The organism is Corallococcus praedator (assembly GCF_003612125.1).
GTDB classification, from domain to species: Bacteria; Myxococcota; Myxococcia; order Myxococcales; family Myxococcaceae; genus Corallococcus; species Corallococcus praedator.
On sequence record NZ_RAWI01000273.1, the window covers coordinates 1 to 12838 of the forward strand.

General features: G+C 68.2%; 10 protein-coding genes. 6 read left to right on the forward strand and 4 right to left on the reverse strand.

From position 1 onward, the window contains the following. The first annotated feature begins 57 nt into the window (after positions 1-57). From D7Y13_RS28440 to D7Y13_RS28455, 4 genes are read left to right on the forward strand one after another with little or no spacing between them, the layout of a single operon-like run. Positions 58-723, forward strand: a complete 666-nt coding sequence (locus D7Y13_RS28440) for an HAD family hydrolase (protein ID WP_120533186.1) — start codon at positions 58-60, stop codon at positions 721-723. A gap of 26 nt (positions 724-749) precedes the next feature. After that, complete coding sequence (larAH, locus tag D7Y13_RS28445; protein ID WP_120533171.1) at positions 750-2360, forward strand: NPN-dependent hydroxyacid isomerase, LarAH14/15/16 family; 1611 nt, start codon at positions 750-752, stop codon at positions 2358-2360. Between the two features lie 17 nt (positions 2361-2377). Next, positions 2378-6784 carry an AMP-binding protein gene (locus D7Y13_RS28450; protein ID WP_120582300.1) on the forward strand — a complete coding sequence of 1469 codons (4407 nt, stop codon included), beginning with the start codon at positions 2378-2380 and terminating at the stop codon, positions 6782-6784. After that, positions 6781-7809, forward strand: coding sequence for an NAD-dependent epimerase/dehydratase family protein (locus tag D7Y13_RS28455; RefSeq protein WP_120582301.1), 1029 nt, complete (start codon positions 6781-6783; stop codon positions 7807-7809). Before D7Y13_RS28450 ends, D7Y13_RS28455 begins: the two co-directional genes overlap by 4 nt. A 34-nt stretch (positions 7810-7843) precedes the next feature. On the opposite strand, the gene D7Y13_RS28460 is transcribed toward D7Y13_RS28455, so the two are convergent. Together D7Y13_RS28460 and D7Y13_RS28465 are read right to left on the reverse strand one after the other, a co-directional pair. After that, positions 7844-8017: a hypothetical protein gene (locus D7Y13_RS28460; RefSeq protein ID WP_199732662.1), complete on the reverse strand. Its 174-nt coding sequence runs from the start codon at positions 8015-8017 to the stop codon at positions 7844-7846. Between the two features lie 5 nt (positions 8018-8022). Next, entirely contained in the window at positions 8023-8904 is an 882-nt protein-coding gene (locus D7Y13_RS28465) for a GGDEF domain-containing protein (RefSeq protein ID WP_120533168.1), read from the reverse strand. Positions 8905-9112: 208 nt separating this feature from the next. Here D7Y13_RS28465 and glgC point away from each other — a divergent pair, with 208 nt between their 5' ends. Continuing rightward, positions 9113-10342: a glucose-1-phosphate adenylyltransferase gene (gene glgC / locus D7Y13_RS28470; RefSeq protein ID WP_120533167.1), complete on the forward strand. Its 1230-nt coding sequence runs from the start codon at positions 9113-9115 to the stop codon at positions 10340-10342. 98 nt (positions 10343-10440) lie between these two features. Here glgC and D7Y13_RS28475 read toward each other — a convergent pair whose 3' ends face one another. Next, positions 10441-10899, reverse strand: a complete 459-nt coding sequence (locus D7Y13_RS28475) for a hypothetical protein (RefSeq protein WP_120533166.1) — start codon at positions 10897-10899, stop codon at positions 10441-10443. Between the two features lie 148 nt (positions 10900-11047). Next, positions 11048-12211, reverse strand: coding sequence for an adenosine deaminase (gene add, locus D7Y13_RS28480; RefSeq protein WP_120533165.1), 1164 nt, complete (start codon positions 12209-12211; stop codon positions 11048-11050). A gap of 101 nt (positions 12212-12312) precedes the next feature. Here add and D7Y13_RS28485 point away from each other — a divergent pair. Then, the coding region (locus D7Y13_RS28485; protein ID WP_244222383.1) for an outer membrane protein assembly factor BamB family protein at positions 12313-12838 on the forward strand (526 nt) is incomplete at its 3' end.

A 12838-nucleotide genomic window follows, 5' to 3' on the forward strand; every position in this document is an offset into this window, starting at 1 on the left:
GTGTATAAGAGACAGCCTCCAGGATGGGAGGAAGCCCGACCGCCCATGCCCCCCAAAGTGCCCGCCAAAGCTGCCTTCTTCGACGTCGACGGGACGCTGGTCCGGACGAACATCGTCCACGTCTATGCCTACTACGCCATGAACCGGGGTTCGCTCCGGGGCATCGCGGGCCGCACCCTGGGGACCGCCCTGGGGCTGCCGGTGTTCGGCATCCTGGATGCCGTCAACCGCAAGGCCTTCAACGAGTTCTTCTACCGCTATTACTCGGGGCTCAGCGAGGACCGGCTCGTCACCATCGCCGAGGACATGTTCGAGGACGTCCTCAAGCCCGCGCTCTACGAGCAGACGCAGGACCTCATCGACGAGGCGCGTCGTGCCGGCTGCCGCATCGTGCTCGTCACGGGGGCCCTGGACTTCACCATGCGCCCGCTGGCCCGGCACCTGGGCTGCGACGACGTCATCGCCAACAAGATGCAGTTCGTGGGCGGCAAGGCGACGGGCAAGGTGATTCCGCCCATCATCGAAGGCGCCAACAAGGCCAACGCCATCCGCGCCTACTGCGAGAAAGAGGGCCTGGCCCTCAACCAGTGCCACGGCTATTCGGACAGCGCCTCCGACTACGCCATGCTCGCCGTCGTCGGACGGCCCACCGCGGTGAACCCGGACCTGCGGCTGCGCTCGCTCGCGCGCGCGTACAACTGGCCCATCCTGGACTTGAAGTAACCCCCTCCTTCCCCCGGCCCACGCCCATGCGCCCGCTCAAGACGCTCCAGAAGCTGTACGACGAGGAAAGCCAGGTGGTCATCACGGAGAAGGGCAGCCCTCCCCGGGCGCTCTTCTACGGTGAAGGCTTCCTGCAGGAAGACCTGCCCGTGGGCACCCGGGTCATCTTCCCCCGCCCCCCGCTGGAGGGCGTGCCCAACGTGAAGGCCGCCATCCGCTGGGCCATCAACCACCCGGAGGGCATGGACCCGCTGCACGCGCTGCTCAAGCCCGGCATGCGGCTGACCTGCGTCATCGACGACATCAGCGTGCCCCTGCCGCCCATGGTCACGCCCGACGTGCGCCAGTCCATCCTGGAGGTGGTGCTGGAGCTGTGCGCGGACTCCGGCGTGGATGACGTGCACCTGGTCATCGCCAACGCGCTGCACCGCCGGATGACCGAAGGCGAGATGAAGCGGATGGTGGGCGAGAAGATCTACGACGCCTACTACCCGGACCGTTACTACAACCACGACGCGGAAGACCCGGACGGCATCACGGAGCTGGAGCGCACCAGCCACAACGAAGTGGTGGCGGTGAACCGGCGCGTCGCGGAGAGCGACCTCATCGTCTACGTGAACATCAACTTCGTGCCCATGAACGGCGGGCACAAGTCCATGGGCACGGGCGTGACGAACTACGCGTCGCTCAGGCACCACCACAACCCGAAGACGATCCGCGACTCCGACAGCTACATGGAGCCGAAGGCGAGCGCGCTGTACACGAAGAACACGCGCATCGGGACGGTCATCGACCAGAACCTCAAGGTCTTTCACATCGAGACCACGCTGAACAACCGCATGTTCGGCGCGCCCACGGACTTCCTCGCGAAGAAGGAAGAGGACTACACGGAGGCGGACCGGCTGAAGTTCCAGGCCCTGCGCTTCACGCTGTCCAAGCTGCCCCGCGCCGCCGCGCGCAAGGTGCTCAACGCCATCCCCGCGCCCTACGACGTGACGGGCGTGTTCGCCGGGGCGACGGAGCCCACGCACCAGAAGACGCTGGAGCAGAGCTGGAAGCAGTACGTGGTGCCGGTGGAGGGACAGAGCGACATCGTCATCTTCCCCATCCCGTTCGTCAGCCCCTACAGCGTCAACTCCGTGCTCAACCCGCTGCTCGTGCAGGTGATGGGGCTGGGCTACTTCTACAACCTCAACCGGGGTGTGCCGCTGGTGAAGAAGGGTGGCGTGCTCATCCTCCTGCACCCGGCCTACGACGAGTTCGATCCGGTGCAGCACCCCAGCTACATCGAGTTCTTCCACCGGCTGCTGCCGGAGACGCGCGACTCCATGAAGCTGGAGCACAAGTACGAGAAGGAGTTCGCGGAGAACCCCAGCTACGTGCACCTGTACAGGAAGGGCAACGCCTACCACGGCGTGCACCCCTTCTACATGTGGTACTGGGGCGAGAACGGCCGTCAGCACGTGGGCAAGGTGATTGTCGCGGGCGCGGAGAACAACCACGTCCCGGCGCTGCTCGGCTGGGAACGCACCGACACCCTCTCCGAGGCGATTGAAGAAGCGCGCGGCTTCATGGGGCGCTCGGCGTCCATCAGCCTGCTGCGCATCGCGCCCACGGTGATGGTGGACGTGAAGTGAAAGGGTCGCACACGGACATGGCCACGCCCTCCGAGCTGAACGTCACCGAGGTCTTCACCGGCAAGAGAATCGTCTTCGTCGGCACCACCGGCTTCGTGGGCAAGGTGACGCTGTCGATGTTGCTCTTCCACTACGGCGACGTGCTGGACCGGGTCTACGTCGTCGTGCGCAAGGGCAGCGCCGCGTCCGCGGAGCGCCGCTTCTTCGACAAGGTGGCGCCCAGCGAGCCCTTCCAGCCGCTGCGCGACCGCCTGGGCGACGACGGCGCGATGCAGTACCTGCGCGAGAAGTGCATCGTGCTGGACGGCGACATCACCGACCCCTGGGTGGGCCTGGAGGAGGCGGACGTCGCCAGGATGACGGGGCAGGTGCACGCCATCGTCAACTGCGCGGGTCTGGTGTCCTTCAACCCGTCGCTGGAGGTGGGCCTCAACGTCAACACCCACGGCGTGAAGAACGCGGTGGAGCTGGCGCTGCGCTGGAAGGTGCCGCTCATCCACATGTCCACCGCCTTCGTCGCGGGCAACCGCAGCGGGCTCGTCTTCGAGGACGAGCAGGTGGCGGGCTACTTCCCGAAGATGGAGGAGATGGACGGGCGCGACTTCAGCCTGGAGCAGGAGCTGGTGGACGCGGAGAAGACCGTGGCCCGCCTGCGCGAACAGGCGGACGACAAGGCCCTCACGTCCATCTTCCGGCAGAAGGCGTTGGACCGGCTGGAGGAGGAAGGCCGCGACGCCACGGATGAGAAGACGCTGCGGCTGGCGGTGGGCCGTGAGCGCAAGCTGTGGCTGTCCGGTGAGCTGGTGCGCGCGGGCATGGAGCGCGCGCTGCACTGGGGCTGGCCCAACACGTACACGTACACCAAGCACCTGGGCGAACAGGTGATGGCCGGCACGCCGGGGCTGCGCTACTCCATCGTGCGGCCCTCCATCGTGGAGAGCGCGGCGCACTTCCCGTTCCCCGGTTGGAACGAGGGCTTCACCACGTCCGCGCCGCTGGCGTACGCGGGCATCAAAGGTCAGCGCGGCATCCCCGCGGGGGACCACGCCATCCTGGACATCATCCCGGTGGATCAGGTGGCGGGCGCCACGCTGGGCATCACCGCGCACGCCATCCAGGTGGAGGAGCGCCGCGTCTACAACCTGGCCTCCGGCGACGTGAACCCGTTCCTCGCCAGCCGCTCGGTGGAGCTGGTGGGCCTGTACCGCCGCCGCTTCTACCGCAACCGCGAGACGGGCAACTCGCTGGTCAACTCGCTGCGCTCGCGCATCGAGCCGCAGCCGGTGAGCAAGCAGGAGTTCCAGCTGCTCAGCGCGCCCATGCTGCTCAAGGGCGCGAAGCTGTTGCGCAAGACGCTGGGCGAGGTGCGGCCCGCCTGGGGCGCGCCGCGCATCCAGGCGATGGTGGACAAGGCCGTCACCGCGCTGGACGAGGTGGAGTCGCAGGCGGGCAGCCTGTCCGGCCTCATCGAGCTGTTCCTCCCCTTCCTCTGGGAGAACCGCTACGTCTTCCGCTGCGACAACACGCGCTCCGTCTACGAGCGCATGGTGGCCGCGGACCGCGCGAAGATCGACTGGGCGCCGGAGCGCATCGACTGGCGTGAGTACTTCCTGGGCACGCACCTGCCCGGCCTGGAGAAGTGGGTGTTCCCGGGCCTGGACGAGGAGCGCGAGAAGCGCACCGCCATCCCCGCGTCGCGCGACCTGCTGGAGATGTTCGAGGCCACCGTGCACGCGTGGCGTCACCGCGTGGCCTTCCGCATGGCCGCGGGTGAGAAGGAGGAGCGCTTCACCTTCGGCGAGGTGCACCGCTACGCCGCGCGCGTGGGCAGCTACCTCATGGCCGCCGGCATCCAGCGCGGCGACCGCGTGCTGCTGGTGTCGGAGAACCGGCCGGAGTGGGCCATCAGCTACTTCGGCATCCTGCGCGCGGGCGCCACCGTCGTGCCGGTGGACCCCGCCCTCACGGAAGCGGAGGTCGTCAACATCGCGAAGCGCGCCGCGGCCAGGCAGTGCCTCATCTCCGAGCAGGCCGCGGAGGACTTCCCCGGCCTCTTCACCGCGCTGGGTGAAGGCGTGGGCGTGGCGAGCCTCGCGGAGGCGATGACGGGCGACCCGGCGTACCCGGACCGCATCGGGCCGGTGAGGAAGACAGCCGCCCCGGACGACGTGGCCAGCGTCATCTTCACCTCCGGCACCACCGGCACGCCCAAGGGCGTGATGCTCACGCACCGCAACTTCACGTCGCTGGTCGCGAAGCTCGCGGGCGCGTTCAACGTGGGCGTGGGCGACGGCGTGCTGTCCGTGCTGCCGCTGCACCACACGTTTGAATTCTCCGCCGGCTTCCTCACGCCGTTCTCGCGCGGCGCGGAGATCACGTACATCGACGAGCTGACGTCGGACCGGCTGGGCGACGTGTTCGAGACGGGCCGCGTCACCGCGATGATTGGCGTGCCCGCGCTGTGGCAGCTCCTGCACCGCAAGATTACGCAGGAGATGGCCGCGCGTCCGCCGGTGGTGGAGCAGGCGCTCAAGGCGCTGATGGCGGCCAACGGGGAGCTGCGAAACCGCAGCTCGCTCAACCTGGGCAAGCTCTTGTTCTGGCCCGTGCACCGCAAGTTCGGCGGCCGGGTGAAGGTGCTGGTGTCGGGCGGGTCCGCGCTGTCGGACGAGGTGCACCAGGCCTTCCACGAGCTGGGCTTCACCATGCGCGAGGGCTACGGCCTGACGGAGGCCGCGCCGGTGCTGGCGGTGTCGGAGGCCACCAACAAGCGCATCCGGGGTTCGGTGGGCAAGGCGCTGCCGGGCATCGAGTTCCGCATCCTCACGCCGGACAACGACGGCATCGGCGAGGTGCTGGCCAAGGGCCCCAACGTGATGGCCGGCTACTTCGGGGACCGCGAGGCCACCGAGGCCGTGGTGAAGGACGGCTGGCTGCACACGGGTGATCTGGGCCGCATGGACGACGAGGGCCGGCTGTACCTGATGGGCCGCGCCAAGGACGTCATCGTCGACGCCAACGGCAAGAACGTCTACCCGGACGAGCTGGAGGAGCTGTACCAGGAGCACCCGCACGTGAAGGAGCTGTCCATCGTCGGCCTGCCGGACGAGTCCGGCGGCGAGAAGGTGGCCTGCCTCTGCGTGCCGGACTTCAAGGACCGTCCGCGCGAGGAGGTGCGCCACGAGTTGGAGGAGCACTTCCGCAAGGTGAGCGCGGGCATGCCCTTCTACCGGCGCGTGAAGACGGTGCGCTTCTGGGACGGCGAGCTGCCCAAGACGTCCACCCGCAAGGTGAAGCGCAAGCGCGTGGTGGAGGAGTTGCAGCGGCTGGAACGCGTGGCGGCCAGCGCGGGCCGCGTGAAGGAGAAGGCGCAGGCGACGCCCACGGGCGGAGTCGCGGACTGGCTCTACCCGCTGGTCGCGGAGGTGTGCCACCGCCCGGTGTCGGACGTGCGTCCGGACGCGCAGCTCATTGGCGACCTGGGCTTCGACTCACTGATGCTCACGGAGATGTCCGTGGCGCTGGAGGGCGCGGGCGTGCCGCTGCCCGCGATTGAAGACCTCACGCAGGTGCAGACGGTGGAGGACCTGCGCAAGCTGGTGGTGGTGTCCGGCCGCCGGCCTTCGCAGGAGACGCGGGCGCGCGACATCCTCAAGGAGAACGAGCGCGCGGAGGCCCAGGAGATTCCCGTTCCGGAGGCCGTGTCCGCGGTGGGACGGCAGCTCCTGTCCTTCGGGCAGAAGGTGCTCTACGGCGGCGTCTTCGACGTGAAGGTGACGGGCAAGACGTTCATCCCGCAGAACCGCAACTTCCTCGTCATCGCCAACCACGCCAGCCACCTGGACGCGGGGCTGGTGCGCGTGGTGCTGGGCGAGCAGGGCGAGCGCATGGTGTCGCTGGCCGCGCGCGACTACTTCTTCGACACGCCGCTCAAGCGCGCGTGGTTCGAGAACTTCACGCACCTCATCCCCATTGACCGGCAGGGTTCGCTGCGCGAGTCGCTGCGCGTGGCGGGTGAAGCGCTCCGCCAGGGCTTCAACGTCCTCATCTTCCCGGAGGGCACGCGCTCCACCACGGGCGAGCTGATGGAGTTCAAGCCGACGCTGGGCTACCTGTCGCTCACCTACGGGGTGGACGTGCTGCCGCTCTACATCCACGGCGCCTACGAGGCGCTGCCCAAGGGCTCCATGTTCCCGAAGACGAAGGAGCTGGAGGTGCACGTGGGCCCGGCGCTGGAGTACGCGTCGCTGAAGGCCCGGGCGCAGGGCATGGCGCGCTCGGAGGGTTACCGCTACGTGACGCACATCGCGGAGGAAGCGGTGCGCACGCTGCGCGCGGGCAAGGTGTTGGACCTGGAGCAGGTGGGCGCGGACCGCGTCTTCACCCCGCCGGCCCGCGCCCTGACGGGAGGGAAGGACTCGTGAAGCTGCTCGTCACTGGAGGCACGGGGTTCCTGGGCACGCACCTGGTGCCCAGGCTGGTCGCCGCGGGCCACGACGTGCGCCTCATCGCGCGCTCGAAGCCGTCCGGCCCCGCATTCGACAAGACGGAGGTCCTCCAGGGCGACCTGAAGGACCGGGACGCGGTGCGCCGCGCGCTCGTGGGCGTGGACGCCGTCTACCACCTGGCGGGGCTCGTCTCCTTCCAGAACAAGGACGCGCGGCGGATGTACGAGCTGCACGTGGACTGCACGCGCGAGTTCCTGCGCGACGTGCGCGAAGCGGGCGTGAAGCGCGTCATCCTGGGCTCCACCTCCGGCACCATCGCGGTGTCGAAGGAGGAGCGCGTGGGCACGGAGGACGACGACTACCCCATCACCACCGTCGCCAACTGGCCCTACTACCTGTCGAAGATCTACGAAGAGAAGCTGGCGCTGGAGTACTGCCGCAAGCACGCCATCCCGCTCGTCGTCATGAACCCCAGCCTGCTGATGGGGCCCGGGGATGACCGGCTGTCCTCCACCTGGACGGTGGTGAAGTTCCTCAACCGGGAGATTCCGTCCATGCCCGGTGGCGGCATGTCCTTCGTGGACGCACGCGACGCGGCGGACGCCTTCGTCCAGGCGCTCACCCGGGGCGAGGTGTACGGCCGCCACCTGATGGGCGTGAACATGTCCCTGGCGGACTTCTTTGAACGGCTCCAGCGCCTCACCGGCGTGCCCGCGCCACGCATGAAGCTGCCCCGCGAGCTCAACATCTGGGGCGGCAAGCTGCTGGAGCAGTGGGCCAAGGTGCGCGGCACCGTGGCGAAGCTGGATCCGCAGGAAGTGGAGATTGGCGAGCACTGGTTCTACCTGGAGCCCGCCAAGGCCGAGCGCGAGCTGGGCTTCAAGGCCCGCGACGTCCACGAGACGCTGCTGGACACCGTGCAGTACGTCTACGGGAAGATGCCGCCGGACAGCCTGCCCGGCACCCGCGGCCGGCTGGCCGAGACGCGCGAAGGCACCTGAGCGGTGTTCAAGTGAAGCGGCGCGGTGTGCTCCCCTACGGGGAGGACGCCGCGCCGTGCTGCTTTCCGCTCACCCGCTCCACCAGCCGGGCGGCGCGTGGGTCGGTGTCCTTGCGGTACCAGACCCAGGCGGCCGCGAAGAAGGCGATGCCCAGCAGCACGAAGAGGAGCCGCGCCAGGAAGGACGGACCGCCCGCTTCGGACGCCATGCGCTTCAGCCCACCACGCGGTTGCGGCCCGTCTTCTTGGCCTTGTAGAGGTTCATGTCCGCCACCTTGATGAACTGGGTGGGCTCCGACATCTCCGGGGCCACTTCCGCCACGCCCAGGGAGATGGTGACGGGGATGACCTTGTCCTCGAAGGTGAAGACCTTGTCCTCCACCAGCTTGCGGATCTTCTCCGCGAAGACGCGCGCCTTGTCCGGCCCGTCCTCCGGCATCACGACGGCGAACTCCTCGCCGCCGTAGCGCGCGAAGCACTGCTCGCGGCGCACCAGCCGCTTGATGGACTGGGCCAGCTCCCGCAGGACGTAGTCCCCGGCCAGGTGGCCGTGCACGTCGTTGATCTGCTTGAAGTGGTCGATGTCGAACATGAACATCGACAGCGTGCGCTGGTACCGGTGCGAGCGGCCCATCTCCCGCTCCAGGTACTCCAGGAAGTAGCGCTTGTTGTTGATGCCCGTGAGACCGTCCGCGATGGTCAGCGTGTAGATGGTCTCGTGGTACTGGGTCTCGATGTTGTCGCCATCGAGGAACTTGAAGATGGAGCCGCCCACCTTCACCAGGTCCCCGCTGCGCAGCGGCTGGGCCTGGAGCACCTCCTTGTCGTTCAGGTAGGTGCCGTTGGTGGACTGGAGGTCCTCCACGAACATCTTCCCCTGGCGACCCCAGATGCGAGCGTGGCGGCGGGACACGTTGTCCAGGTCCACCACGATGTGGTTGTGCTGGTCGCGACCGATGGTGAACTCGGTCTCTTCCAGCACGTACTTCTTGCCCAGCTCCGGTCCGTGGATCTGCACGAGGCAGCACTCCGTGCCGCGCTCGGGTCCTGGGGTGAGGCTGGAGATCTTGGTGACTCGGGTTTGGTCGCCAGACATCGCGGTGCCCACGCTAGCACGCCGCGTCCAGGGAAGCCACGCAAGGCGAGGGGACCCACCGGGTTGCACCCCTCCTCCTACATCCTCTGAAACCAGGAGGGGATGGGACCTCCGTCCCCCCCTCGCGGTTGGGCATTCAACGGTACGCGAAGAGGCGCTCGCACGGGCATTGTGGGATGGCGGGCCGGGGCTAACGTGGCCGGCACCTATGTCAAAGCTGCTGGCCATGATCCTGGCGGGAGGCGCGGGCACGCGCCTGGAGCCGCTGACGCGTGAGCGGGCGAAGCCCGCGGTCCCGTTCGGCGGGCGCTACCGCATCATCGACTTCGTCCTCTCCAACTTCGCCAACTCCGGCGTGTACCGGATGAAGGTGTTGACGCAGTACAAGAGCGACTCGCTCAACAACCACCTGTCGCGCGCGTGGCGCATGACGGCGTTCCTGGGCCACTACGTGGAGGCGGTGCCCGCGCAGATGCGCACCGGCCTGGACTGGTACAAGGGCAGCGCGGACGCCATCTACCAGAACCTCAACATCATCACGGACGAGGAGCCGGACCACATCTTCGTGTTCGGCGCGGACCACGTGTACCGGATGGACGTCCGCAAGATGCTGGACTTCCACATCGAGCGGAAGGCCGCGTGCACCGTGGCGGCCATCCCCGTGCCCATCGAACAGGGGCGCGAGTTCGGCATCATCGACGTGGGGCCGGACGGGCGGATGCTCCAGTTCCTGGAGAAGCCCAAGGACCCGCCGCCCATGCCGGGCAACCCGAAGATGTGCCTGGCGTCCATGGGCAACTACCTCTTCAGCACCGACACGCTGGTGAAGGAGGTGGTGCGGGACGCCGCGGACGAGAAGAGCGCGCACGACTTCGGCAAGTCCATCATCAGCGAGCTGTACAAGCACGAGCCCGTGTACGTGTACGACTTCGCCCAGAACACGCTGTCCGGCCAGGAGGACAAGGAGCGCGGCTACTGGCGCGACGTGGGGAACATCGACGTGTACTACCAGTCCAACATGGACCTGGTGGAGGTGGACCCCATCTTCAACCTCTACAACGACCGCTGGCCCATCCACACGCAGCCCAACAACTATCCGCCGGCGAAGTTCGTCTTCGCGGACGCGGACAACAAGCGCGTGGGCAAGGCGACGGACTCGCTGGTCGCCGAAGGGTGCATCATCTCCGGTGGCAGCGTGCACCGCTCGGTGCTGTCGCCCAAGGTGCGGGTGAACTCGTATTCGGAGGTGGAGGACTCCATCCTCTTCGAGAACGTCACCATCGGTCGGAGGTGCCGCATCAAGCGGGCCATCATCGACAAGAACGTGGAGATTCCGCCCGGGATGACCATTGGCTACGACGCGGCGGAGGACAAGCGCCGCTTCCACGTCACCTCCGGCGGCGTCGTCGTCATCCCCAAGGGGATGAAGGTCACCTGACCTTCCAGACGGGCCCCAGACCTTGAAGCGCGACGGGCGTCCCGGAAGTGATTCCGGGGCGCCCGATGTGCATTCAACGAGGAGGCAAGGACCGCGCGCTAGACGAAGGCCGCCTTCACGTCCGGGCGGTTGAGCACGATGAGCGACCAGATGCCCGGGATGAGCGACAGACAGGAGCACGGGCCGCAGCACGGGATGCAACAGATGATGGCGGCGGCCATGGACCAGCCGTAGCTCTGCAGGTTCTTCATCTTCCAGGCGCCGAAGGCCACCACGCCGTTGAGCACCAGCCCGGGCACCGTGAGCACGATGCGGCCCAGGGGCGACAACATCCACAGCATCATGTCCTTCCACTGCTGGGGGATGTCCGGGTTGTCCAGGAAGGGCGCCAGCTGCTCCACGTTCGTGGGGCTGGCCATGCTCACCAGCGAGTACAGGAGCGTGAGCCCGGCCATCACCAGCATCAGGATGGAGGGGACGGCCAGGTCCTGGACCGCCTTCGCGCGCGAAGGGCCGGGTTCCGGCGTCGGGGGTGTGCCGTAGGTGTCGTCCATCATCCCTCCACGCGAGGCGTGGCACGCGCGACGGCGGAAGTGCCCGCGCCATGCGGGGGGCATTCCACCCGGCCCCGGGCACCGCGCGCCAGGACAAACGACCACCCGCCGCCCGAAGCCTTCAAGGCCGGGCGGCGCGTGGGGGCGGCGCTCAGGCCGGCTGACGCAGCGCCTTGGCGGGGCGCTTCTCGAAGGCGGCCAGGGTGGTGGCGATCTCCTGGTTCACCTGCCGCAGCATGTCCTGCTTCTCCCGGAACGGGAGGAAGGCGCTCTTGAAGCCGGAGACGATGATGGTGGTGAGGTCCTCCAGCGACAGGCCCAGCTCGCGGTGGGCGAGCCACAGCTCCTTGGTCACCGTGGTGTCGGTGATGAGGCGGTTGTCGGTGTTGATGGTCACCCGCAGGCCGTAGTCGAAATAGAACTTGAGCGGGTGGGACTCCAGCGACTGCACCGCGCCCGTCTGGACGTTGGAGGACGGGCAGACCTCCATGGGGATGCGGTGGTCGTTGACGTAGTTGAGCAGGTCGCCGTCCTCGCGCAGCCGGGTGCCGTGGCCGATGCGGTGCGCGCCCAGGGAGTGGATGGCCTGGGAGATGGACTCGGGGCCGTAGGCCTCGCCCGCGTGGGCGGTGCAGTTGACGTTGTTCTTGAGGATGAGGCGGAAGGCGTCCAGGTGGTCCTTCGCCGGGAAGCTGGCCTCCGCGCCCGCCAGGTCGAAGCCGACGACGCCGCGGTTCTTGTACGCGACGCTGAGCTCCGCGAGCCGCATGGACGTCTGCGGGTTGATGTGGCGGATGCCGCAGACGATGACGGCGCACTTGATGCCCGTCTCGCGCTTGGCGGCCCGCAGGCCCTCCAGCACGGAGTCGATGACCGTGGTCATCTTCAGGCCCTTCTGCAGGTGCAGCGCGGGCGAGTAGCGCACCTCCAGCCAGCGGACGTTCTCCGCGGCGGCGTCCACGGCCAGCTCATAGGCGGCGCGGTAGAGGGACTCGGCCGTCTGGAGCACGGAGAGCGTCACGTCGAACGCGACCAGGTACTCCTCCAGGCTCTTGCACACCTGGCCCATGTGGATGGCCTTCGCGAGGCCGTCCTCGGTGTCCGCGAGCAGCTTCACCTTCTGCTGTTCGGCCAGCTCCAGGATGGTCTTCAGCCGCATGGACCCGTCCAGGTGGCAGTGCAGGTCCGTCTTGGGCAGCGCGTGGAGCAGCTCCTCCGTCACCGCGAGCGTCGGGGGCGGGATGATGTCCGAGCGCCGGGCGGACGACGGGATGCCGGTGGCATTGGGGGTTTCGTCTTCACGAATCGTAGGCATGGTCGAAGTTCCTTGCTTGCGTCATCCTCCCCCAAACCATGCCGTCTCGCGCCTGTCCACGCCTGCCCTGGTTGCCCTGCCTGACGTTGACGCTGGCCGTCATGGCGTGCCAGCGCGCGCCAGTGGACAGCGCGTTCCAGTTCTCCAGTGACGCGTCGTCCCGGGCGGGGCTCACGGCCGTGGCGGATGGCGTCCTGCTGGGCAATGAGGCAGGCACCGTGCTGCGCCTGGACCGCGAGGGCCGCCCCGTGTGGCGCGTGTCCCTGGGCCGCGAGGTGGCGGTGGCGCCCGTGGAAGCAGGAAGCGCCGTCATCGCCGGAACCGTGGTGGGCGACGTCGTCTGTCTGGGGCTGGAGGACGGCAAGGAGCGCTGGCGCCTGGGCGGGGAGCCTCCCGTGCGGACACCGCCGGTGGTGGATGAGTCGCACCGCCGGGTGTTCCTGGTGGCGCCCGACGGCGCGGTGCGCGCCCTGGCGACGGACTCCGGGCAGGTGCGCTGGAAGCGGCCGGCGCCGAAGCCGCAGGTCCCCTCCCCTGCCCTCCCGGGAGTCCCGCCGGAGGGTGGGCCGGCGCCCGCGCCGGTGATGGTGGAGGGGGTGCTGGTGGTGGCGCTCGGGGCGTCCGGGC